Genomic DNA, 24,693 nt, shown 5'->3' on the forward strand with positions numbered 1-24,693 from the left:
GTAACGATACATTCTTTCAACATCTTTGCATGGTTTACTTTAATGACCATTTTTATATCATTCGCAAGCGCCACTTTAAAAAAGAAAAAAATAAAAGGATGCATTAATAGTGCAACAGGAACAGTTTTATCGCTATTTTCTTTTTTCATTTTCTTTGGATAACACTTCCTCTTTTGATAAGAGGTTGCAAAGCTAACAGAGTAATCTTTTCATGATGTTGTCTTTCACTATGAATAGTCAAACCTCTCACAGAGCTTATATAATCCTGAATTTTTTCTTATTTTCTCTGTAAAACTGAAGAACATTGCTTTTTTATCGTAGTCTCAAAAACTTTTGTATAAGCGATATGAAATTATCGCAACGTTTTATCAATATCTAAATGAAATTCTTATTCACCACTTTAGAAAAAAGCTAAAACACCCCTCTTTTCTTTTGTGAAAAAAGTTTCCCCCTTTTCACTTATAATAGCATCATAAAAAATAAAACATTGATTTTAGAAATCATGTATTTTCTATCACTAAAGACTTTTCCCTATACTTAAGATGCCAACGCTCTAATGCTACTTCGGTAAAATTAAAACTCTCTCTATCATCAATAGCAACATATTGATTATAAAACTAACAACTTTCTGAAATAACTTTAAAGGCTCCTATAGGGTGATGCCTTTTTTTAGCCATTTATTTGTTATCAAAATAACAAATAAACTCCCGCTCCAAATATCTATCAGCTTATTTAAGAGGAAAACACTCTCTTTTTTTTAAACCATCTTCTTGTCGTTATCCACACAAAATCATAAAAAACGTTTTTTTCCTTTACACCTCATTTATATCATGCTTCGATACGAAATAATGCCTTTTTTAGTATAATTTAATCTCAAAATAATTAAAGGGAACCCCCAAAAAATGAACCGTAAAGAAAATTTAAAAGACGATCCTCAGAAGAAACTGCAACGTGGTCTAGATAACCGTCACGTACAACTTATAGCCCTTGGTGGGGCTATTGGAACAGGGCTCTTCATGGGATCAGGAAAAACGATTAGTGTAGCCGGCCCTTCCATCATACTCGTTTATGCTGTTATTGGATGTGCCCTATACTTTGTCATGCGTGCAATGGGAGAATTATTGCTTTCTAATTCACAATATCGGTCTCTTATTGATTTCTCAACCGATATGCTAGGACCAGGAATCGCTTTTTTTGTTGGCTGGAACTATTGGTTAAGCTGGGTTGTGACAGGAGCTGCAGATATTATTGCTATCATTAACTATATGCATTTCTGGTGGCCAACACTTAATCCATGGATTGTTGTTTTTGCTTGCATTGGTTTCTTTTTAATCCTTAACCTTCTTGCTGTAAAATTTTTCGGTGAACTTGAATTCTGGTTCGGTCTTATCAAAGTCGTAGCGATTTTAGCATTAGTTATTGTTGGATTTTATATGATCGCTACAGGTTTTACCTCTCCCAATGGTACTGTCGCTTCTCTTGGTCACGTATGGAATGGTGGAGATATATTTCCCCGAGGAATTACAGGTTTTTTTGCCGGATTTCAAATTGCCATTTTTTCTTTTGTTGGGATTGAAATTGCTGGAACAACAGCAGCTGAAGTCAAAGAACCTAAAAAAGTTCTCCCTAAAGCAATTAATGCAATACCGGTGCGTATTGTCCTCTTTTACATCTTTTCTCTTGCTGTGATTATGTCAGTTACACCTTGGGATCAAATCGTTCCAGATAAAAGCCCCTTTGTCTCCATGTTTTGGCTTGCTGGCATTCCAATAGCTGCTGGTTTGGTCAATTTTGTTGTTCTCACTTCAGCAGCCTCTTCAGCAAACAGTGGTATTTTTTCCACCAGCCGTATGATATACGGTCTTGCAACACAAAAAGGCGCTCCTCCAATTTTAGGAAAGCTTTCTAAATACCATGTTCCAGCCAATGCTCTATTCTTTTCCTGCCTATGTATTTTAGTAGGATATACAATTGCATCATCATCTCCAAGCATCATAAGTGCTTTTACAATTGTGACAAGTATTTCAGCGATTGCATTTTTATTCGTATGGTCCGTTATTTTGATTAGCTATATTGTGTATCGTCGCAATCACCCTCATCTACATGCTGAATCCGTCTACAAAATGCCGGGAGGGATCATTGTGTGCGGGATTGTGTTAGTGTTTTTTGCTTTCATGCTCTATTTGTTAACATTAGAACATGATACCCTAATAGCTTTAAAATACAGCATCTTTTGGTTTATTTTCTTAGGCATAATGTATTTTATGTTTATAAGAAAAAAAATTGCTCCAAAGAACAAATAACATCTATACAAAACGGCTCAAAAAAGGGTAACTAAAGTTACCCTTTTTCTCCTTAACCTCCTCCTCACACTTCAAAAGAAGAGGATTCCTCTCTGCGCCGGTTTGTAAACAATCTGACTTGTCAAGGGAGATGCTGTTGACCACTTATATGGTTCAGCTACATAAGGCTCTATGGAGCCCCCTGCCCTGAATACTCACCCACCACTCATTCTAAAAATACCTAATGTGTAGAGTTTTCCTCTATCACTACTCTAAACAACGGTGTTGTACAGCATAATAGGATAAGACATGAGTTATTCTGTAAAGAATTTTCTATAAAGTTCACTTAAATTGTTTACTAATAAAATATTTAGAGTTTACATACCCCCCAAATTTTTATGCAACTTTTTTCAAGATTAAAAACACATCTCTAAATGGAATATATCTTAACAGTCATCTACAACAACAAAAGTTTCTATGAAAATATTTTTTCTTTTTTTAAATAAATGGTAATTCTTATTTTTTAAAAACTATTTTTAATATAGTTTTTATATGTTAAAAAATTATTATAATAAATATATTTATTAAATTAATATATACAGATATATTATTTATTATTAATACTAATTAATTAATATAATTATAATATATATTTATATTAAATGTGTATAAATGTCCAAAAATTAAAATTTTATACTAAAATTTATATGATATTAATTTTTCATAAAATAATTATAACATTAATTAATAAAATTTTTTCTTTATTTATATAAATTCATAGAAAAAAATTCCTTTACTCCTTAACCATATCATGTTCCGATAGAAAGAATTACCTTTTTTAGGGTAATTTTCATCTTAAAATAACTAAAGGGAACTTCCCAAAAATGAACAAACAAAATTTAGAAAAAAAAACTAAGAAGAAATTGCAACGTGGACTACATAACCGCCACATACAACTTATAGCCCTTGGTGGAGCGATTGGAACAGGTCTCTTTATGGGATCAGGAAAAACAATCAGTGTAGCAGGTCCCTCAATCCTCCTCGTTTATGCGATTATTGGTTGTGCTCTATACTTTGTCATGCGTGCTATGGGGGAATTATTGCTTTCTAATACACAATACCGATCTTTTATTGACTTCTCCACTGATCTCCTAGGACCATGTGCTGGTTTCTTTATCGGCTGGACATATTGGTTATGTTGGATTGTCACTGGAACTGCTGAAATTATTGCTATTGTCACTTATGCACACTTTTGGTGGCCTGAACTCAATCCATGGATTCCTGTTATCATTGGGCTTATGTCCTTTTTAATCCTCAACCTCGTCGCCGTAAAACTCTTTGGCGAACTTGAGTTCTGGTTTGGTTTTATCAAAATCGTAGCAATTTTAGTCTTAATTGTTGTGGGATTTTATATGATCTTCACCGGCTTTGTCTCTCCAAATGGGTCAGTTGCTTCCCTTAGCAATATATGGAATGGTGGAAATCTTTTTCCACGAGGAATTACAGGCTTTTTTGCTGGATTTCAAATTGCTATTTTTGCTTTTGTTGGCATTGAACTCGCTGGAACAGCGGCTGCTGAAGTAAAAGAACCTCAAAAAGCTTTACCACAGGCTGTTAATTCAATACCAGTCCGCATTGTATTCTTTTATATTGTCTCTCTTCTTGTGATTATGTCTGTGATACCTTGGGATCAAATAAGTCCAGAAAAAAGCCCATTTGTAACCATGTATGCACTGATTGGTATTCCAACTGCCGCCGGTTTGATGAACTTTGTTGTCCTCACAGCTGCCGCCTCTTCAGCAAATAGTGGAATTTTTTCTACCAGCCGTATGGTATATGGTTTAGCGACACAAAAAGGAGCTCCTAAATTTTTAGGAAAACTTTCTCGTAACCACGTTCCAGCCAACGCATTATTGTTTTCATGTTTATGCATCTTATTAGGTTATGCAATTGTATCGTTATCTCAAACCCTCATAGCTGCTTTTACAATTGTTACGACGATTGCCGCAACTTTATTTATCTTTGTATGGTCTATCATTTTGATCAGCTATATCGTCTATCGTCGCAATCGTCCTCTCCAGCATACTGTCTCTCCTTATAAAATGCCAGGAGGTGTTGTTATGTGTTGGGCGCTTCTCGTTTTCTTTGCATTCATTATTTATTTATTGTCATTAGAAGCAGATACCGCCATAGCTTTAAAATACACGCCAACATGGTTTATATTTTTAGGCATTGTATATTTTCTTTTTGGAAGAAAGAATTATGCAAAAACTTAAAAATAAAGCCCCTAAAAAATAAAACCTATGTGCAAAAAACATATCAAAAAAGGGTAACTCAAGTTACCCTTTTTTGATATTTGTTTATAAAACTATAGGCGTGAAAAAATATCTCCTAGAGGCTTTAATTACGCTCTTTATCAACCAAAGCATTAGATTTTATCCAAGGCATCATAGAACGAAGTTTTTTACCAACTTCTTCAATAGGATGATTATCATTTAAACGCCGCATACTTTTAAAATGAGCAGCACCAGCTTTATATTCTTGAATCCAATTCGATGTAAATTTACCTGTTTGAATATCTTTCAATATACGTTTCATTTCTGCTCTGGTTTCATCCGTAATCACACGTGGACCAGACATATATTCGCCCCACTCAGCTGTATTAGAAATCGAATAATTCATATTTGAAATGCCCCCTTCATACATGAGATCAACAATCAGTTTAACCTCATGTAAACACTCAAAATAAGCCATTTCTGGTGCATAACCTGCCTGTGTTAGCGTTTCATACCCTGCTCGAATCAGTTCAACAAGACCACCACATAGAACTGCTTGTTCACCAAAAAGATCAGTTTCACACTCTTCTTTAAATGTTGTTTCAATCACCCCAGCACGTCCACCACCAAGTCCACATGCATAAGATAATGCTACACTATGAGCATGCCCTGAAGCATCTTGTGCCACCGCTATTAAACAAGGAACACCACAACCACGTTGGTATTCATGACGAACAGTATGCCCTGGACCTTTAGGAGCAATCATCACAACATCAACGGTTTTTTTAGGTTCAATCAAGCCAAAATGAATGCTCAAACCATGGGCAAAAGCAACCGCTGCCCCATCACGTAAATGGTCATGAATATGCTCTTTATAAATATCAGCTTGCAATTCATCGGGTGTTGCCATCATGATGAGGTCTGCCCATTTTGCTGCTTCAGCAACGCTCACCACTTCAAAACCATCAGCCGTAGCCTTTTTAACTGTTTCCGACCCTGAACGCAAAGCAATTTGCACATTTTGGACACCAGAATCTTTCAAATTTAAAGCATGCGCACGCCCTTGAGAACCATAACCAACAATGGCCACTTTTTTCCCTTTAATGAGATTCATATCCGCATCACGATCATAATAAACACGCATAAAAACACTTCCTTCTTTTTCTATTTAAACTAGATTTCAGATAAATTTATTAAATAAGAAACATTATCTTCAGTGCATCACATACTCATAAAGACAAAAAAATGCCGCTTATAAGAACACAGTAATTGAATAATCTTTAAAGTTTACATATTGTATAGAAAAACCTGTGGTCCCCAGACATTCCCAAAACATATACGGATCCCCAAATAAACTTCAACCGCTGTCCTACAAAAATGGTACTTACAAAAAAGCAATATTTCTAAAGAAAATATATCTGCTAAGATTCTATTTTTCTATCGCACAACAAAACATTATATCCTAAAAATTAAGATACAACATACAATTTCTAACATGAACCAAATCAATACGGATAGCAAGAAAAATTAGAAAATAACAAGTATTGTTTTAATACAACCTTTAAAAGCATATACAAAAAGATCTTTAGAATAATGGAAAGGATGCTTTTACTTTTTCCATTCTTTAATATCCACGCCTCTCACGAGAAACAGAATGCCCCCATACCGCCATTGTATTATTTACAGGGTGCTCTTATAAAAAATTTTAATGCGCTCGAGCCTTTTTCAAGAGGCCCCTATAATAACCTAAAATTTTAATAATCTAAGATTTATTGCGCACCACCCTCTTTACTTCATAAAGCGATAAGACGATATCATCATTCGATTTTCTTGCTCTCAATGTTGCAATAGCTCTTATTGCTTTAAGCCTATTCACAAAAAGAAGATTTTAAAACTTCCTCATAATGGATGCCACGAATAAAAAACATCCCATACACTCAAAAACAAAAGATAGAAAACGACCAAAAACAGAGCAGCAATAGAGTATTTATAATACACGCTAATGCTATTTATCTAAACATATATTATGTTTTAAGATAAATTGGCAAAGCTTTATAAAAATCTCTTTTCCAATTTTTATAGAGAGAAAAATTACGATAATAACCGGATAAAACGCTGAACAGTCTTATGCATTCCATACTCCAACGCATCAGCAATAAGCCCATGGCCAATAGAAACTTCATCAAGCCAAGGAATATTTTTGACCAGAGCAGGAAGATTCATAATCGTAAGATCATGTCCTGCATTCATACCCAACTGCAACTCTTTGGCTCTTTTTGCGGCTAAAACAAGTTTATTGAGCTCTTGATCTTGTGTTGTTTTGTCCTGAAATGCAGCACCATAAGGTCCAGTGTAAAATTCCACACGATCAGCCCCTATTGCTTTAGCAATATCAAGACCATCAATAGTAGGGTTAGCAAAAAGTGACACACGAATCTTTCTTTTTTTTAAACGCTGAATAATAGGGGCTAAAAATTCTGCATCATGAGCAAAATTCCAACCATGATCAGACGTTGACTGATCTGGATCATCAGGAACAAGCGTCATCTGATCGGCATAGTTTTCAGCGATATCCAAAAATTGATCACTTGGATAACCTTCAATATTAAACTCAGCAGGAGGAAAAATGTTCTTTATTAAACCGTATATATCTGGCAAATCCGCAAAACGAATATGCCTTTCATCGGGGCGTGGATGGACTGTCAAACCTGCCGCTCCAGCGGCAAGCGCTATATGCCCAATATTCTTGATATTTGGCCACGGAAGATTACGTCGATTGCGCAAAACAGCAACAGCATTAAGATTAACCGAAAGTTTTACCGCCATGCCTATTTCCATTTTTCTACAGTGTGTAACAAGATAGAAAAAAGGCATTTTCCATCTGAATTTCAGATGATACACATATTTTCTCTATCGAACAATCGTTAAATGCTCTGCTGCGCGGGTAATTCCCGTATAAAGCCAGCGTGCATACATATCACGAAATGCAAAGCTTTCATCAAACAAAACAACGTTATTCCATTGAGAACCTTGCGCTTTATGAACCGTCAATGCATACCCATAATCAAAATCATCATAGCGCTTTTTTAATTGCCATGAAATTTCCTGATCAGGATTTTCAAACGCTGCTTTTAAAAGTTTAATCTTTGCTACCCCACGCTCACTTTCTTCTGGTTTTACAAGAAGATTAATGCTTGGTTTAACTGTCTCCTTCTGTGAAGTCATCACCTTCCATAAAGAGCCATTTAACAAACCTTTAGGAGGATCATTGCGCAAACACACAAGCTTATCTCCCGCTTGCGGATAATCTGCTGTAAATCCCTTTAACATACGCAAACGCTGATTATAAAGGTGGCGCGTACGATTAATCCCTACCAAGACCTGATCAGCTTCCAAAACCAATTGTTGATTGACCTCTTTACGTGTCACAACGCGCGCTTCTCCATAATCACCATAAGCAATATCGCGTCCTTCACGCACATCCATAGCAAGACGTATAATCGGATTATCCCGCGCTTGGCGATGAATTTCTGAAAGAAGAAAATCTGGTTCCCCATTGGAAAAAAAACCGCCACCAGATATAGGAGGCAATTGACCTGGATCACCAAGAACAAGAATTGGTGTCCGAAAGCTCATTAAATCACGTGCCAATTGTTCATCGACCATCGAGCACTCATCAACAATAATGAGTTTAGCTTGTGCGGCAGCACTTCTTCGATTTAATGTAAATGTTGGAGCAATAGACTTTTTTCCCGTAATTTCATCGGAAACTTCCTCTTCTCCACGTGGACAATAAATAAGAGAATGAATCGTACAAGCATTGCTTGCACCTTTAGAACGTAAAACCTGCGCCGCCTTCCCTGTAAAAGCAGCAAACTGGACAGAACCATCAACTGTTTCTGCAAAATAGCGCGCAAGCGTCGTCTTACCGGTTCCCGCATAGCCAAAAAGGCGAAAAAGAGGAGAACGCCCTTCCCTCAACCACGCGGCAACAGCCTTCAATGCATTATCCTGTTCCCGTGAAAACTGCATAGCTTACCAACATAAGATTTGCATAAAAAGAGCAGTATTTTGAAAAAAACCGACTATCAAGAAAAACTTTTTTATTAAGAATTGCTGACACACGCTCATCTAACAACTTTCGTAGCACAATTATCAATTATTTACCCATTGCGTTTCAAGATATTATAACAATAGCAATTTATCTATACATCGATCTCCTTGCTAACACCTTATACTTATCAAATAAAATATCATCTTTTTACAACAGTAACACCAACAATGGAATATGCATATCTTAAATTTAAAATAACACCTATACACGCTTTTTCTAACCAAAATTGAGAATGAGAAAAAGAGCATTGCCATTGCAAAACCCTCGCTAGAAAAAATGTCCTTAACAGGATAAGAATAATGTAATTTTACGAATACTATTTTACATAATCAATCAACTTTCTTGCACATAAAAATAAAGTACATCCACTATGGCGAAATAATAATTAAATATATCAAAAACCTTTTGGCAGAAATAGAAATAGCTCTCAACAAAACGACTGAATCCTATGATAATACACCTATAAAGGTCTTCTCTCCCTCTTATCATGATTTTAATAAATTTACTCTTCATACGACAAATAAGTTATATCTCAATGAATAAAGAGAAACATCACGCTTATATGAAGCACGCTTTATCTCGCACAAATATATCGCTTTTTCTGTTTCGACAATAAAATCTGGTTCGTAAATATGGCCTTCTTGGTAGTCTATTATAAGAAAACTGGGACATGGTTTCATGTCCAGGGTAGCCCTTCAAATTCATCCTCCAGAATATGAGAAAAATGCAATTATCCATCTCCTGAGTCAAACTTTTTCTTTTTGTCGCAATGTGTTAAAGTTTATAAAAACGAACTGATTAATACTATTCTTATTGCTAGAAATAACAATGAAATCAAGGGAGATAATTTGTTAATAGACTTTATGTCAAAATATCCGCGGTGAGATTTGCTTTTTGGTTGTTTTAGCAATGAAATAATGAGCGCCAATATTGATGAGTGAAACGGGAGGTTTAAATTGAAAATATTAATTCCAGATGATTATCAAAAAGCCACCCTAACATTACAGTCTATTACAAAATTGATGAAATCGCATGAAGTGCTGGTTATAAATAATTTAGCGAAAGAATGTGATTTAGAAGATAAGCTCAAAGAGATCGATATTCTTATCTTAATCAGAGAACGGACTAGAGTTGATAGAAATCTTCTCCTGAAACTGCCAAATTTAAAATTAATCTGCCAAACAGGCCCTATAGGTTCACATATTGATATAGAAGCGTGTAGAGACTTAGGAATTGAAATATTAGATGGTGGTGGAGATCCAACTTCTGCTGCTGAATTTGCGTGGCTCTTAATGATGTCTGCGCGTAGAAAACTCTGTAAATCTGTGTCTGATATGCAAAAAGGACAATGGCAAACAACATTTGGCAACCAAATGAAAGGGGCTACTCTTGGAATATACGGGTTTGGGCGTATTGGTAAAATGGTTGCTCAATATGCTGAAGCTTTTGGCATGTCCATTTTGGTTTATGGAAGCGAGCGTGCAACGCAAGAAGCAAAAGATTTAGGTTATCATTTTACGTATTCAAAAGATGAATTTTTTACACGTCCTGACATTATATCCGTCCATTTACGTTTAAGCGATAAAACCAAAGAAATCATACAATTAGATAATCTATTGAATATGAAACCTCATGCTATTTTTGTCAACACAGCACGTTCAGCTTTGGTTGAAAAAGGGGCGATAGAAAAAATACTAAGTTTGGAAAATTCAATTTATTTTGCACTGGATGTTTATGACAGCGAGCCGGTATATGAGAGCAAATTATTGCAATCAGATAGAGTTCTTTGCACACCGCATCTTGGTTATGTAACTGGAGAAAGCTTTGAAAATTACATTGAAAAAGCTTGCCAAAATATAGAGTCTTTTATGAAGAGCGCTTAATGCCGGCTGAGCTAACGTTTGTAAAATTCATCTTATAACGCTAGCGTATCAAATTTGCACGACACATAACAGCTTATTTCCTTAAATTAAGCATATTTCTTAGCTTTCATATTAATACCAATCGTATTGACAGATTTTTATGTCATTAGCATAAAATCACTCATTTATTGTTGCAATCATTATTAAAAAAAGTACACTTTAATTGGAGGGGGCATCGTGCGCAATAATAAATTTACAGAAAAGAATTATTATAGATGGATTGTATTGCTTGTTGCCACTATCGTTCAAACATCAGCCTGCTTCTTTGTTCAAGGGATTGGTCCTTTAGCTGAATTTTTTAAGAAGGATTTCTCTCTTAGTGACTCTCAGATAGGTTTGCTATCTTCAGCAGCGTAGTTCCTACCTATTATTGGGTTACTTGTAGCTGGTGAATTACGAGACAAGTTTAACGAGCGTTATATTGTTGGCGTTGGCGCAGTCGGCGTTTCTGTCACTCTTTTGTTTGGAACAATCGCAAATAACTATATTTCCCTTTTGGTTCGTTTGCTCATTGTAGGGGGATTTTATAGTTCTGCTCAACCAGGTGACGCTCAATCTGTTTCTTCATGGTTTCCACAATCGCAGCGCGGATTTGCAATGGGAATAAGGCAGGCGGGGCTCCCATTAGGTGGGCTTTAGCTGGTATCGTTCTTCCTGCTAGTGCGCTTGTCTATGGCATACAGGGTGCGTTTTTGGTCGGTGCCATAGTTTCTTTTTTAGGTGGCTGTCTATTTATTATTTTTTATCATTCACCAGCAAAAGGTGTCGCTATCGTTCCAAAAAGTAAGGAAAGAGTTTCGTTCTATGCAAATGTAAGATCTCGTCTTGCAATGTTGGCTGCGCCGCATATGAAGAACATTATTTCTTCAGGCGTTTCACTTGTGATCGTTCAATATGTTTTAACCATTTTTATAACGATTTATTTTTATAGAATCTATCACCTATCTTTAGATAAAAGCGCTTATTTGTTTTTTGTTTCACAGGCTTCTGGTGCTTGAGGAAGAATTATTTTAGCAGCGTAGAGTGATCATTGTAGAAAAGGACGATTTTTTCCTGTCTTGTTTTACATGATTGCAATCGTTTTTGGATTTTTAATATTAATTTTGGGCATGAGTGGATCCATAATTTATTTAACTATTTTATCTGCTTGGTTAGTTTTTTTGGAATGGGATGGTATGGCCCTTGGGTTGCTTATATTGTAGACTCTTCGCCAAAAGAAAGCGTTGACTTTTCTCTGGGTTTAGCCATGTCTGTCAATCAAATCGCAATGATTACCGCTCCACCATTCTTTGGAATTAAGCCAAGATTTTACAGACAGTTATTTACGAACATGGCTGATTTTAATTATTGTTTTTTACTTTTCTTAATAAAAAAGTAGGGAAATATAACTGAGGAAGAAATTATAATGATCAATGAAAACACTTTTGAGTTGAGAAATGTCGAAAGAGACAAACTTTGGAAGGCTTTAGATCATGTTATTTATGATCCATACGGTGGTACTGAATATTCGCTTGAGCTAAAAAAGTAGCATTTTCGCTGCTACCCCATAAAATATTGACAATTCTTATGAATCAAAAGGGGCTATTACCCCTAAACCATATTTAATCTTTGAAAACTTTCCCGTTAGTAGACAAATTAATACGTCGCCTCATCCTTATAATTTAGATGCGTCTTGTAAAAGTGGCTATATTAGCGAAAATTTAATTATGATGTTTTCTTTATTAATCGGAGAGCCTTACTCAATGAAGTTTGAAGGCAAACATATAGTCAATAACTAGGTATCCTTTAGAGGATAATAAAAAAGATTATACAGGATTAGGATCTGAAGTTGAGTTAGATTTTCATATAGAAAATGCCGCACTACAATTTATAACGGGTTTAAATTTATCTCCTAAAGGGGGCCTTTATCTGGTGTTCGCAATGATGTTAATGGCCCGTTAACGAGAATATCTGATGCACATCTCGCTTTAAAACTTTTAAGTGAGGAGGATTTGAGGAGCTTAAGGGATAATTCATATATAATCAATATTCCCTATAGATGGAGAAAAAATGGGACAACCTCTACAAGTAAAGTGCCCCTCGTTCAAGGGAACCGTGAATTCCCAGATATCAGCGCTGTTTTTTATCCGGGCATGTTAGAACCCCAGTCAAAAAAAGCCAAGGAAGCTTTAGATCATTTTTATGAAGCTATTAAAGCTGTATCTTTTGGGATTAATGTACAACCAGGAAGATTATTATACATTGATAATAGAATAGCTCTACACTCTAGAGATAAATTTGGGGGATCATTTGATCATTATAAAAACCCAATGCGGTGGATTCAAAGAGTGTTTGTGTCTGCTGATTTATGGAATCATAGATATGTAGAACAAATAAAAGAAAGGGTATTTAATTTTCAATCTTAATGTCCTGATAATGATATGATGTTGAGTATTATTCTGGTTTAGACATATTGACGACACATCTCATATGATAGATTTCTCCCGCATAATCAGGTGAGGTTACGACCTGATTATAAGCTATGGTGGCCTATTGAATTTCTATGGCTGCATTTAATCTTCGTTATTTTTGCCCTTCCTTTCAAGCCGCTAGGGGGATTCTCCGATCAAGCCCTTGAAAGAACGATTGGGGATAATTTCATAATGCGAAACCAAAACATAGTGACAAACTTTTCTATTGTTTTCATAGTCATAACTGTTTGCATGGTTGCCCCCATCAAGCACGGTGGCTTTTTTTTGCACGACGGAATCTTTCCCATATGAGACAACATAATTAATTTATAATAGATAATTCAATGTATTATCTAAAAAATGCAACGAAATCGCTATTAATGTGAACACATGAATTTAAAAAAAACATCGTGTATAAATAAATTCAAACATAATTGGGCACACAGCTTATAACATTTTTAGATGAATAAATAATAAGATAGCCCATGTCTTTAAACAAAGAATGAAAATCATAAAATCAGCTCTAAGGCTAATAGATACTCTTCGCAAAGAAGAAACAGAGATGAAGCCTCCAAAGACTTCATCATCTCCATCCTTCACCATTTTTCTAACATATTCATTTTATACAAGAATTTTCCCTTCAGAAGAAACAGCATTTGCAATAGCTTCCTCACTTGCCTCATCGGGTAATAACATCTCATTATGGGCACATCCCGATGGAATCATAGGAAAACAATTTTCTAAATGATAAACACGACAATCAAAAAGAACAGGCTTATCACAGTCAATCATCTGCTGAATTTTATCATCAAGTTCATCGGGTTTTGAACAATAAATTCCCACCGCTCCATAAGCTTGTGCCAATTTCACAAAGTCAGGCATAGACTCCGTATAAGAATGAGAAAGACGATTACCATGCAGCAATTGCTGCCACTGGCGAACCATTCCCATATACTGATTATTTAAAATAAAAATTTTTACAGGTGTATCATGCTGAATAGCTGTTGCAAGTTCTTGAATATTCATCTGAATGGAGGCATCACCAGAAATACATACAACAAGTGCATCAGGATGGGCTATTTGAACACCAATCGCGGCTGGCAGACCATACCCCATCGTTCCAAGACCACCAGAAGTCATCCAATGTTTTGGTTCATCAAAGTGATAATACTGCGCGGCCCACATCTGATGCTGTCCGACATCCGTTGTGATATAAGCACGAGCATCTTTGGTGAGTGCATAAAGCCGTTCAAGAGCATATTGTGGCATGATAACATCTTTTTTTTCCGTATATGCCAATGAATTGCGTGATCTCCAGCGATTAATTTGTGTCCACCATGTTTTACGACTTTCTTGATCAAGCTTTGACTGATGCTTATGCAAATGTTGCATTATATCTGCCAAAACATGCGCCACATCGCCAATAAGTGGAACTTCTGCTTTGACAGTTTTATTGATGGAAGAAGGATCAATATCAATATGAATAATACGCGCATGAGGTGCAAATGCATCAAGGCGCCCCGTGATACGATCATCAAATCGTGCTCCAACAGCCAACATGACATCACAATCATGCATAGCCATATTCGCCTCATAGGTTCCATGCATTCCCAGCATTCCGAGCCAATTTTTTCCAGAAGCAGGATAAGCACCAAGTCCCATTAAGGTTGAAGTAATCGGAAAATCCCCCAATTGAACCAAATTACGCAAGAGCTGGACAGCCTCCCCTCCTGATGAAATGACACCTCCACCAGAATAAATAACAGGGCGTTTTGCCTCAACTAAAAGAGAAAGGGCAGCTTCAATAGCCTCACGATTATTTCCTTTCAACGATGGAAAAGAATGTAAAAGCTTCTGAACTTGAGGTGCTCTATAAAATCCTGAAGCAAATTGAACATCCTTAGGAATATCAATCAAAACCGGTCCTGGACGCCCTGATTGAGCAAGAGAAAAAGCTTCATGAATAATTTCTGCAAGATCATTGACATCTTTAACCAGCCAATTACCCTTCGTACAAGGCTTTGTAATTCCAACTGTATCAGCCTCTTGAAAAGCATTTGTTCCAATCACCGTTGTTGACACCTGACCAGAAAAACAAACAAGAGGGATAGAATCCATGAGAGCATCCTGCAAAGGTGTCACAGCATTCGTTGCCCCTGGACCAGACGTCACAAGCATAACCCCTACCTTTCCAGTACTGCGTGCATAGCCTTCAGCCGCATGCCCTGCGGCTTGTTCATGGCGCACCAAAATATGCCGGAGTGTATTTTGATGATAAAGAACATCAAAAATAGGCAAAACAGCCCCACCAGGATAACCAAAAATATGTTCAACGCCTTGATCTATAAGAGCCTGAACCACTATTTCAGCTCCCGACATTATTTTTCCATTTAAACTCTCTTGCTGTTTTGGATCATTTCGCATTTTTCCCACTCACCTACTTTGATAGGACAATAAAAAAGCCCCTAAAGGAGCCCATAAAAAAAGACCCCTAAGGAGTCTATTACACAACACATATTGTATGATCACCCCCCATTATTCCAACGCATAAAATATATAAAAAAATTCCTTATAGAAGGATTTCTAATTCCATTGAACCCATTCGTCAATAAAAAATTTATTCTTCACAAATTATCTTTTGCAAATTCTTCTATAAAGCTCTAGCTTTTTCATCAAGAAGTAAGCATCCATTCTTCATCAAATTGATGACGAAACCAAGTCATTTGTCTTTTTGCATATCTCCTCGTTTGTGTTTTCGCCGCTTCAAGAGCATTTTCAAAGCTTCTATATCCATCCAAATAAGCCATAAATTCAGGTATACCAATCGCTTTCATCACTGGTAACGAAGGAGAAAGCATAAGTTTCTTCATAGCCACCACCTCTTCTAAAACACCTCTTTCAATCATAGAGTCCAAGCGTTTATGAATGCGTTCATAAAGCAAAGCACGTGGTCGCATGAGAAGAATTTTTTCAGCACGACTGGGCGCAATGAGAGGCGTTGTTTTTTGCTTCTGCCACCAACTCAGCTTCTCACCAGTCGCATCATAAACTTCCAAAGCACGGACAATACGCTGTCCATCTTGCGAAGAAATTTTTTCAGCAACAACAGCATCAATCTGTAACAACTGGCGATAAAGACTTTCAGCCCCCTCTTTATTAAGCAGCAAGCGCCATTTCTGCCGTACAACATCTGGAACATGAGGGATTTTTGAAATTCCCTCCAAAAGAGCACGAAAATAAAGTCCTGTTCCACCAACAAAAATAACGGATCTCGACGTAAAAGTAACCAACAGCTTCTCAACATCACACAACCATTGTCCTACTGAATAATTCAAAGTAGGACTCACATGACCATAAAGATAATGGGGAACAATTGCGGTATCAGCCTCTCTTGGCCGTGCCGTTAAAATATTTAAAACGTCATAAACCTGCATTGAATCAGCATTAATAATAAGAGCATTTTTTTCTTGAGCCATTTGCAAAGCAAGTTCTGACTTCCCACTTGCCGTGGGTCCTGCTATCAATGTAATTGTTCTCAGTGTCATGAATAGCAATTCCTACCAATCAGCAACCTATTACAACAGGCATGGCTGCCCGCAAAGTTCCTGTATTTTTTCTCTATTCTCATCAAAGTAAAAACTTTAAACAAAAATACCAACAAGACTTCTCCTTAAGATCAAGCCTCCCTTATGAAAATTATAAAAAAGAAACTTCATAATAATATCAAAGGAGTTTCAAAGCATTTTTCGCTATCATAATTCAATAACCAATCACAGCCATAATAATTCTGTCTGTTCACGCAATAAAAATATACCCTTTGTCTCATTTATGAAAATAATACTGAGCTTAATCTATAAAATAGCTTTATTTTTTCCTATAAAAACAGCATGTAACTCTGATGGATAATAAGAAGCTCAGAATTTTTTCTTCACACTCTCTTTTTTATCACTCTTTTTTTATCTATCACAAAGAACGATCTCAATATACCGATAACCATTTGTTTATAATGTAATTTTACTCCAAGAGTTTTTTTTCAAACTGAAGAGAAAAAACGCCCTCTACAGCACACAAAATATAATCACAAAGCGCTGAAAATCTCACTCACATAAAACATTATTTATAATAATAATTGAGCGTTTTATTTATAATAGTTGAGCATTTTGCAATTTGCATGCAAGCCCCCAATATTATAAGATTGACTCATTTCGCCTCCTCTCTCATAAAGCATCATATCAATACCATTCACCTGTGCAATCTAAAGATATAAAAATCACCGTAAGAAAGACGGCGAATATCTCACCTATAACATTTTAAAGAAAAAGCTTTTGCAATATTGAAAACCGACAAATACTATTGCCAACTTGCACTTTTATTCAGCGCAAAAATGAAACCGTCCAATGGATTTTATGTTATATAATCCATACTCTTCATCGTGGAATGAGCTTTTAAAATACGAGATGTTACATGACTGAGCTCTCTAAATACGTATATTTAAAGCGAATAATAAAAAACAAAAAATGAATTCTTTAAACATCAATCCATTGGGATTGTTACGAACCGTAACTCGCCATCTGGGCGCGCTACGATAAATAGAGCATTTTTACGTCCAGCTTCACGTAATTTATGAAGACGTTTTTTAGCCTCATCAATTGTTGTAATAGCACTCTGATTGATATCAACAATCACTTCACCAATGCGAATACGCTTTCTATCCGCAGCACTATTTTGTGCAACAGATGTCACCACGAGTCCTCGAAGTTTATCTGAAATTGAATAACGATAACGCAAGTCCTCTGTCAGTTCAGATAATGTCATGCCCATCAATTGCATTGTTACACTTTTCGGCAAATCATTATTTTTTTTATCATCAACTTCTTCTTCTGTCTCTTCATTGGCATCGGTCTCAATCAAACGTCCCAGCTTAACTTTTACTGTTTTTTCTTGCCCATTCCGTAAAATAGTAACATCCACAACTCTTCCCTCTGAACTCTCCGCAACTAAACGCGGCAAATCACGTGCATACTTAATTTTGGAATTCCCAAAGGAAAGAATAACATCTCCAATTTGCAACTGGCTATTATCGACATCATTTCCTTCCGTCTGTTCTATTTTACCAGCCACCAATGCTCCTACAGCACTGCCTAATTTTAAACTTTTTGCAATATCCTCCGTCACCGGCTGAATACGAATAGCCAACCAACCACGTCTTATTTCTCCAAAATCACGCAATTGATTAATAACAGAAAGTGCCATATCCGATGGAATAGCAAACCCTATACCGATAGATCCTCCAGAAGGGGAAACAATTGCTGTATTAATGCCAATAACTTCACCATTCCTATCAAACAACGGACCACCAGAATTGCCTCGATTAATCGCAGCATCTGTTTGAATAAAATTATCATAAGGACCTGCATTAAGATCACGGTTACGTGCAGAAATGATACCAACCGTCACACTCCCACCAAAACCATAAGGGTTACCAATAGCCATAACCCAGTCACCAATACGTGCTTTTTCTGAATCACCAAAACGCACAGCTTTTAATTTTTTATTGCCCGCATCCACTTGCAGCAACGCTAAATCCGTTTTGCTATCTTTTCCAAGGAGCTTTGCCTTTAGTTTTGTCCCATCCGTAAAATTAACTTCAATATCATCAGCATCAACAATAACATGATAGTTTGTAACAATAATCCCTTTTTGCGCATCAATCACAAAACCAGATCCCAAAGAACGTACCTTTTGAAATTGACTATCTTTTTGACCATCTTTGGGTGTAAAAAAATCACTAAAATATTCCTCCAACAATGAATCTTTTGGAATAACAGGTATCGAAGTATTCTCATCCTGTTCTGTTCCTTCAACAGTCTGTGCTGTAGAAATATTCACAACCGTCTCCAAAAGCTCAGAGGCTAAATCAGGAATAGAAAGTAATCCCTTGCTTGTCTCTGCCCCCCAGGACAAACCTATTGATCCTGATAGAAATAAAGCCACACAAAAAATAACTCTTGTAATAAAAGATTTCAAAAACTTACTTTTACTCACAACACTACCATCCATGACATGCCTTTAACCAAAGCCGTAAAGAGCCTTACTCAATTTATTATGCAAAATCCGTATGGCTTAGCACTCTCTTACATTCATCATAAAAACAAGCAGCTATAGAACATACTTCTTATACGAAATAGTATCCTTAATACATTCGTTTTATCTATTCTCCATCAGACTTTGAATCCGTTTTGCTCAAACTAGGACCCATTGTTGATGAAAGTTTTTTCTTTGCTTGCGGAGAATTGCGAAAATTAAAAAAGAAAACCTCATTTGGTGAAATGACCATCGGCGTTTTCTCTAAATTCTTATATTGTTCCATCGCTAACCAAAAATCGTAAAAAGATGGATTTGCTTCCCGAGCATTTAACAAAATGCGAATACTTTCAGCCTGTCCTTCACCCCGCGTAATTTCAGCATCACGCTTTGCAGCTGCCACAATTTCCTCATATTCACGGTTTGCTTCTGCCACAATACGATCTCTCTCTTGTTGACCACGGGCCCGAATATTTTCCGCAACTGCTTCACGTTCAGCAGCCATTTGCCGATAAACATCTTCTGAAACAGCATCCGTTAAATCGGTTTTTCGGATACGCACATCAACGATAGCAATACCCAGAGAACCAGCATCTATAGAAAACTGCCGTTGTACCTCAGCCATCATCGCACCTCGTTCATCTGATAAGGCTGCTTTAAATTCTCGCTTACCATAAACAGCACGTAAAGCGTCAATAAAGCGCGGTGCAAGATTTTCACGTGCTGCAATTTGCGGGCGCCCTGAAGCAATACGCTGTAGAAACAATTTAGGATCCGTAATACGATAAATAAAGAACGCATCCACTTCATAATAAGCACCACCACGAACTTGCACCGATTGCGTAGGAACATCGTAACGCAACAACCGGTTATCCACCACAATCATCTTATCCACAAAAGGCATTTTAAAATAAATTCCAGGATTAGATTCTACCTTAACGATTTGTCCAAAACGCTTAATGGCGACTTGTTGACGAGGATAAACAATAAAAAATGACATCCATAAAATGATCAAAAGAACCATTATGCTACTAAAAACAAACAAAAAACGTGACTGCTGCATTATTAACGTCCTCCAGAAATCTGATAATCCAAGAGCGATGTAGAAGTAGAATGTGCTGATTTTATTTTTGCTTTTTCTGGTAAATTATTACGCAGCAATTCGTTTAGAGGAAGATAAGGCACCGCTGGAGAATTAATTTGATCGAGAACTAATTTATTGGGTGAAGAGAAGATACGCCCCATCGTCTCCATATAAAGACGATAACGCGCAGCCTCTGGTGAAATTGCTGCCTCACGGGCTATGGCTTGAAAACGTTCAGCACGACCTGTTGCCTCTTCAACCATTTGTGCTTTTTCACCTTTCGCAATTTCCCGTGTCCGTGAAGCTTCACCATTTGCTAAACCAATCTTCGTAAAACGCACACGATTTCCTTCTTCAATCATTCGTCCCCGTTCTTGCTCTGCCTGCTGCACAGAATTAAACGCCGCAGCAACTTTGGTAGGAGGAGCAGCCTCACTGATCGATACACGGCTTATTTCGACTCCAAGTTGATATTTATCTACAGTCAACTGGGTAATCTTTCTCACATCGTTAGCAACTTCTTCTTTTTTATCGCGTAAAACATCATCAACGGGTCTTGAACCAATAACCTCTCGCATTGCACTTTCAGCAACCTGACGAACAGTTCCTTCTTGATCATTCACATTGAATAAAAATTGTCCTGGATGTGAAATACGATAATAAACAGAAAAATTAACATTCACAATATTTTGATCACTCGACAGCATCAAACCTTCACTTTGTTGTTTCTGTCCAGGGTGCCCACCAATTGCAATTGTTTTTTCCGTTAAAGGCACTTTCATATAAGTCTCAATTGGCCAAAAATGAAAATGCAAACCATCACCGATAATTCCTTCCTTAGGTACACCGAAACGCAATTCTACTGCTTGCTCATTTTGTTGAACAATATAAAGTGACTGATAAAGCAAAAAACACACAGCAAGAAGAAGGAATAAAACAAAAAATCCGCCTCGACTAAATTGTTTAAACTGATCCTGCCCTTTACGCAAAATATCATCAAGATTAGGACCATTATTTCCACCATTACTGCCACCAGAACCAAAAAAATTCTTAGCGGATGTTTTTTTGTCACCACTGTTCTTGTTTTTATCGCCACTCCACGGGCCACCACCATTTTGATTTGTCCAGGGCATTATCACCTCTTTAACTGACTACTATTCATTTAAATACTAACCCTTCACTTAAAGCTTATAGGGTTCCTCTTATTTCAATTACGCGACGGATAACCCCTTTCCACTTTATATTACAAAAAATTATTTCCGCTCATAAACAACAAAACGTGTCGGATGACTATCTTTATCCCCTTTTGGAATATCTTGTGTTTGCACAATAGTCCACTTTTCTTTATCAAAAATAGGAAAAAAACTATCCCCTTCTATAGAGGCTAAAACTTCTGTAAGGAATATTTTATCAGCAAGACGAAATCCTTGTTGAAAAATTTCCCCCCCACCAATAATAAAAATTTCCTCTACATCATTTTGGGAAGCAACGCCTTTTGCAAGAGAACAAGCCTGCGATAAAGAGTGCGCAACAACAGCCCCTTCAGCACAGAAGGTATAATCTCGTGTAATAACGATATTTGTGCGCCCTGGTAAAGGTCTCCCGATAGAATCCCAAGTTTTTCGCCCCATCATAATGGGCTTCCCCAACGTCAACGCTTTAAAGCGTTGCAAATCTGTCGATAAATGCCAAGGCATTGCACCTTCACGACCGATAACACCATTCTCTGCAACAGCAGCAATTAAACAAATGGAAATCGTCATATTGCTACCGGCGCTTTAATATGGGGATGTGCTTCATAATTAAGCAATTCAAAATCCTCAAATTTAAAAGAAAAAAGATCTGTTACCGCTGGATTTATGCGCATACATGGCAAAGCATTGGGTATACGAGACAATTGATATTGTGCCTGTTCAAAATGATTAGAATAAAGATGAGCATCCCCGAACGTATGAATAAAATCACCTACTTTAAGGCCACTGACTTGCGCGATCATCATCGTTAACAATGCGTAAGACGCAATATTGAATGGAACCCCTAAAAAAATATCCGCTGAACGCTGGTAAAGCTGACAGGACAATTTACCCTCATCAATGTAAAATTGAAAAAGACAATGGCAAGGAGGCAAAGCCATTTCCTCTATTAATGCGGGATTCCAAGCTGATACAATCAAGCGACGAGAATCCGGCTTTTCCTTAATCATCCTTAAAAGATTGTCAATTTGATCAATATGGCGTCCATCAGGAGCAGGCCAAGAACGCCACTGATACCCATAAACAGGACCAAGATTTCCTTGTTTATCAGCCCATTCGTCCCAAATAGATACACCATGCTCTTTCAACCATGCGATATTTGTATCGCCTTTAAGAAACCACAAAAGCTCATAAATAATTGAACGTAAGTGTAGTTTCTTTGTCGTCAACAACGGAAATCCCGCTTGTAAATCAAAACGCATCTGATACCCAAAAATAGATCGCGTCCCAACACCCGTCCGATCTGTCCGATCAATACCCTGATTTAAAACATGAGATAAAAGAGCAAGATATGATTTCATAGGGTTATTATGTCCGATTCTTTTCATTATAGAAAATAAAAACTGTAAAATCCGTACAAACATAATTTAAATCTTTTTCCGAAAACATCTTACACAAGAAATTATCATGATCTGACTAAAATTTTGATGCAAAAGATAAAATACTATAGACAGTTTCTACGAAAATAACATAGAGGGATAATGAACAAAGATGGATGAATGTAAAATGAAGGGATCGACTATGGAAAAACAAGAAACTTTAGCACTACATGATACAAGAAAACGTGTTCTTTCGATCATATCGAGCGCATCAGGTAATCTGGTGGAATGGTATGATTTTTATGTTTATTCTTTTACATCTATTTATTTTGCCTCACAGTTTTTTCCTTCTGATGGGGATGTTGTTACCGAACTTTTAAAATCTTCCATTGTCTTTTTTATCGGCTTTCTTATGCGCCCAATCGGTGGCTGGCTCTTTGGTTTTATTGCTGACCGTTATGGTCGTAAACGCTCGTTACTTATTTCTGTTTTTATGATGTGTGGCGGCTCTTTCCTTATTGCCCTCCTTCCTACCTATGAAACAATTGGAACGACAGCAGCCGTTTTACTTGTTTTACTTCGTATGATCCAAGGACTTTCCGTTGGTGGTGAATATGGCACAACGGCAACTTATATGAGCGAAGTTGCTCTAAAAAAACGTCGTGGTTTCTTTAGCTCCTTCCAATATGCCACGCTTATTGGCGGTCAACTTCTTGCAAGTCTGGTTATGTTTATTCTCGCCCTCTATCTCACAGAAGATCAGTTAAAAGCATGGGGCTGGCGTATTCCTTTTGTGATTGGTGGCTGTGGTGCAATTGTTGCAATTTATCTGCGTCGTTCTCTTCATGAAACAACTACAGAAGAAAGTCGTTCTCAAAAACATACAGGTAGTCTTAAAGAGCTTCTCCGTAATCACGGAAAAGCGTTTCTTTTAGTCATCGGTTTTACAGCTGGTGGATCGCTCATATTTTATACCAGCACAACTTATATGCAAAAATATCTAATCACAACGAGCAAATTTGATAAACATACTGCTAACACAATAATGACGGCTGCACTGTTTGTGTTTATGTTACTCCAACCCATTTTTGGTTCTCTAGCGGACAAAATTGGCACAAAAGCTTCACTGCTTATTTGGAGTACCCTTTCCATCATCTTTATCATTCCAGGGCTTAGAATCATAGGAAGCACCCATGACTCTTGGGTTGCGCTCTTGATCGTCATAGGAATGCTGTGTATTTTGAGTTTTTATACATCCGTCTCTGGTATCGTAAAAGCAGAAATGTTTCCTGCTTCAGTGCGTGCCATGGGCGTTGGACTCTCTTATGCTATTGCCAATGCGCTCTTCGGTGGTTCTGCTGAAGCTGTAGCACTCGAGTTTAAAAAGCATGGATATGAATCATACTTCCATTTTTATATAGCCGGCATGATGATCATCGCCTTCATCGCAATTTTTCTAATGCCCGATGCTCGCAAAAAGGGGTATTTACAAGGAGACGACATCCATTAACTTTTGATGTCAACAAAAAAGCCCAGTAATATGGGCTTTTTTGTATATCCGTTCTACAAAAATTTAAAGCTTATAATTTTTTATTTTTATCCCTTCAAATATTCTAAAGAAGAATTTTTTCTCCCGCATAGACTGTTTATAAAAATAAACAGCCTTGTATTGTTATGAAGAGATACTTCTTTGACCGAATTTAGCTCACTGAAGATAAAAAACGTTTGATTTATTTTAATACTTCCATTTCTCATCAAAATCGAAGCCAAACGATTATCTTTCAAGGAATTTTATTAATATATATTATGTATTGTCTCATGGCTTTTGTGTAATATATTTTTTTATGATCCTCCCCTGCAAAACAAAGCCTCCATGAAAAATAGAAAATACCACTATGTTATGAATTCT

At 36.8% G+C, this 24,693-nt stretch carries 19 protein-coding genes; 8 read left to right on the top strand and 11 right to left on the bottom strand.

The features are described 5' to 3' along the window. Window positions 1-902 precede the first annotated feature (902 nt). Both BTR_RS07420 and BTR_RS07425 read left to right on the top strand, forming a co-directional pair. Window positions 903-2,303, top strand: a complete 1,401-nt coding sequence (locus tag BTR_RS07420) for an amino acid permease (protein ID WP_012232021.1) — start codon at window positions 903-905, stop codon at window positions 2,301-2,303. Window positions 2,304-3,166: 863 nt separating this feature from the next. Beyond that, window positions 3,167-4,558 (top strand): amino acid permease, encoded by a 1,392-nt coding sequence (locus BTR_RS07425; protein ID WP_012232022.1) that lies wholly within the window; start codon window positions 3,167-3,169, stop codon window positions 4,556-4,558. Window positions 4,559-4,682: 124 nt separating this feature from the next. Here the strand turns inward: BTR_RS07425 and ilvC are convergent, their stop codons facing one another. The 3 genes from ilvC to BTR_RS07440 form a co-directional block, all read right to left on the bottom strand. Further along, entirely contained in the window at window positions 4,683-5,702 is a 1,020-nt protein-coding gene (gene ilvC, locus BTR_RS07430) for a ketol-acid reductoisomerase (RefSeq protein WP_012232023.1), read from the bottom strand. Window positions 5,703-6,649: 947 nt separating this feature from the next. Further along, on the bottom strand, window positions 6,650-7,384 hold the full coding sequence (locus tag BTR_RS07435; protein WP_012232024.1) for a pyridoxine 5'-phosphate synthase: 735 nt from the start codon (window positions 7,382-7,384) through the stop codon (window positions 6,650-6,652). A gap of 84 nt (window positions 7,385-7,468) precedes the next feature. Continuing rightward, entirely contained in the window at window positions 7,469-8,590 is a 1,122-nt protein-coding gene (locus BTR_RS07440; protein WP_012232025.1) for an ATP-dependent DNA helicase, read from the bottom strand. Window positions 8,591-9,628: 1,038 nt separating this feature from the next. Here BTR_RS07440 and BTR_RS07445 point away from each other — a divergent pair. The 5 genes from BTR_RS07445 (at window position 9,629) to BTR_RS07455 (ending at window position 12,999) form a co-directional block, all read left to right on the top strand. Beyond that, window positions 9,629-10,555 carry a D-2-hydroxyacid dehydrogenase family protein gene (locus BTR_RS07445; RefSeq protein ID WP_012232026.1) on the top strand — a complete coding sequence of 309 codons (927 nt, stop codon included), beginning with the start codon at window positions 9,629-9,631 and terminating at the stop codon, window positions 10,553-10,555. Between the two features lie 216 nt (window positions 10,556-10,771). Further along, window positions 10,772-10,951 (top strand): hypothetical protein, encoded by a 180-nt coding sequence (locus BTR_RS13455; RefSeq protein WP_244393419.1) that lies wholly within the window; start codon window positions 10,772-10,774, stop codon window positions 10,949-10,951. Between the two features lie 63 nt (window positions 10,952-11,014). Continuing rightward, window positions 11,015-11,233 (top strand): MFS transporter, encoded by a 219-nt coding sequence (locus tag BTR_RS13460; protein ID WP_244393522.1) that lies wholly within the window; start codon window positions 11,015-11,017, stop codon window positions 11,231-11,233. After that, a complete protein-coding gene (locus BTR_RS13465) occupies window positions 11,161-11,592 on the top strand; it encodes an MFS transporter (RefSeq protein WP_244393421.1) in 432 nt (143 codons plus the stop codon). Before BTR_RS13460 ends, BTR_RS13465 begins: the two co-directional genes overlap by 73 nt. A 948-nt stretch (window positions 11,593-12,540) precedes the next feature. Then, a complete protein-coding gene (locus BTR_RS07455) occupies window positions 12,541-12,999 on the top strand; it encodes a TauD/TfdA family dioxygenase (protein WP_244393524.1) in 459 nt (152 codons plus the stop codon). A 183-nt stretch (window positions 13,000-13,182) separates the two neighbouring features. On the opposite strand, the gene BTR_RS12895 is transcribed toward BTR_RS07455, so the two are convergent. The 8 genes from BTR_RS12895 to BTR_RS07490 all read right to left on the bottom strand — a co-directional run bounded on the left by BTR_RS12895 (window position 13,183) and on the right by BTR_RS07490 (window position 22,766). Further along, window positions 13,183-13,335: a hypothetical protein gene (locus BTR_RS12895; RefSeq protein WP_158305292.1), complete on the bottom strand. Its 153-nt coding sequence runs from the start codon at window positions 13,333-13,335 to the stop codon at window positions 13,183-13,185. Between the two features lie 330 nt (window positions 13,336-13,665). Further along, window positions 13,666-15,468: an acetolactate synthase 3 large subunit gene (locus tag BTR_RS07460; RefSeq protein ID WP_012232027.1), complete on the bottom strand. Its 1,803-nt coding sequence runs from the start codon at window positions 15,466-15,468 to the stop codon at window positions 13,666-13,668. A gap of 248 nt (window positions 15,469-15,716) precedes the next feature. Then, entirely contained in the window at window positions 15,717-16,589 is an 873-nt protein-coding gene (gene miaA, locus BTR_RS07465) for a tRNA (adenosine(37)-N6)-dimethylallyltransferase MiaA (RefSeq protein ID WP_012232028.1), read from the bottom strand. 988 nt (window positions 16,590-17,577) lie between these two features. Then, window positions 17,578-19,104, bottom strand: coding sequence for a Do family serine endopeptidase (locus tag BTR_RS07470; RefSeq protein WP_012232029.1), 1,527 nt, complete (start codon window positions 19,102-19,104; stop codon window positions 17,578-17,580). Window positions 19,105-19,255: 151 nt separating this feature from the next. Then, a complete protein-coding gene (hflC, locus tag BTR_RS07475) occupies window positions 19,256-20,191 on the bottom strand; it encodes a protease modulator HflC (protein ID WP_012232030.1) in 936 nt (311 codons plus the stop codon). A 2-nt stretch (window positions 20,192-20,193) separates the two neighbouring features. Beyond that, window positions 20,194-21,345: an FtsH protease activity modulator HflK gene (hflK, locus tag BTR_RS07480; protein WP_012232031.1), complete on the bottom strand. Its 1,152-nt coding sequence runs from the start codon at window positions 21,343-21,345 to the stop codon at window positions 20,194-20,196. A gap of 120 nt (window positions 21,346-21,465) precedes the next feature. Continuing rightward, entirely contained in the window at window positions 21,466-21,975 is a 510-nt protein-coding gene (locus BTR_RS07485) for a dihydrofolate reductase (RefSeq protein ID WP_012232032.1), read from the bottom strand. Continuing rightward, on the bottom strand, window positions 21,972-22,766 hold the full coding sequence (locus BTR_RS07490) for a thymidylate synthase (protein ID WP_012232033.1): 795 nt from the start codon (window positions 22,764-22,766) through the stop codon (window positions 21,972-21,974). Before BTR_RS07490 ends, BTR_RS07485 begins: the two co-directional genes overlap by 4 nt. 220 nt (window positions 22,767-22,986) lie before the next feature. Between BTR_RS07490 and BTR_RS07495 the strand changes: the two genes are divergently transcribed. Continuing rightward, window positions 22,987-24,294, top strand: a complete 1,308-nt coding sequence (locus BTR_RS07495; protein WP_012232034.1) for an MFS family transporter — start codon at window positions 22,987-22,989, stop codon at window positions 24,292-24,294. The last annotated feature ends 399 nt before the right edge of the window (window positions 24,295-24,693 follow it).

Origin of the sequence: Bartonella tribocorum CIP 105476 (genome assembly GCF_000196435.1) — a bacterium.
Lineage (GTDB): Bacteria > Pseudomonadota > Alphaproteobacteria > Rhizobiales > Rhizobiaceae > Bartonella > Bartonella tribocorum.

Coding starts and splice junctions, on each gene's coding strand:
- ilvC (WP_012232023.1), bottom strand. CDS start 5,702: ATGCGTGTTTATTATGATCGTGATGCGGATATGAATCTCATTAAAGGG.
- miaA (WP_012232028.1), bottom strand. CDS start 16,589: ATGACACTGAGAACAATTACATTGATAGCAGGACCCACGGCAAGTGGG.
- BTR_RS07425 (WP_012232022.1), top strand. CDS start 3,167: ATGAACAAACAAAATTTAGAAAAAAAAACTAAGAAGAAATTGCAACGT.
- BTR_RS07435 (WP_012232024.1), bottom strand. CDS start 7,384: ATGGCGGTAAAACTTTCGGTTAATCTTAATGCTGTTGCTGTTTTGCGC.
- BTR_RS07490 (WP_012232033.1), bottom strand. CDS start 22,766: ATGAAATCATATCTTGCTCTTTTATCTCATGTTTTAAATCAGGGTATT.
- BTR_RS07420 (WP_012232021.1), top strand. CDS start 903: ATGAACCGTAAAGAAAATTTAAAAGACGATCCTCAGAAGAAACTGCAA.
- BTR_RS07460 (WP_012232027.1), bottom strand. CDS start 15,468: ATGCGAAATGATCCAAAACAGCAAGAGAGTTTAAATGGAAAAATAATG.
- hflC (WP_012232030.1), bottom strand. CDS start 20,191: ATGCAGCAGTCACGTTTTTTGTTTGTTTTTAGTAGCATAATGGTTCTT.
- BTR_RS07470 (WP_012232029.1), bottom strand. CDS start 19,104: ATGGATGGTAGTGTTGTGAGTAAAAGTAAGTTTTTGAAATCTTTTATT.
- BTR_RS13465 (WP_244393421.1), top strand. CDS start 11,161: ATGGTTTCCACAATCGCAGCGCGGATTTGCAATGGGAATAAGGCAGGC.
- BTR_RS07440 (WP_012232025.1), bottom strand. CDS start 8,590: ATGCAGTTTTCACGGGAACAGGATAATGCATTGAAGGCTGTTGCCGCG.
- BTR_RS07485 (WP_012232032.1), bottom strand. CDS start 21,975: ATGACGATTTCCATTTGTTTAATTGCTGCTGTTGCAGAGAATGGTGTT.
- hflK (WP_012232031.1), bottom strand. CDS start 21,345: ATGCCCTGGACAAATCAAAATGGTGGTGGCCCGTGGAGTGGCGATAAA.
- BTR_RS07495 (WP_012232034.1), top strand. CDS start 22,987: ATGGAAAAACAAGAAACTTTAGCACTACATGATACAAGAAAACGTGTT.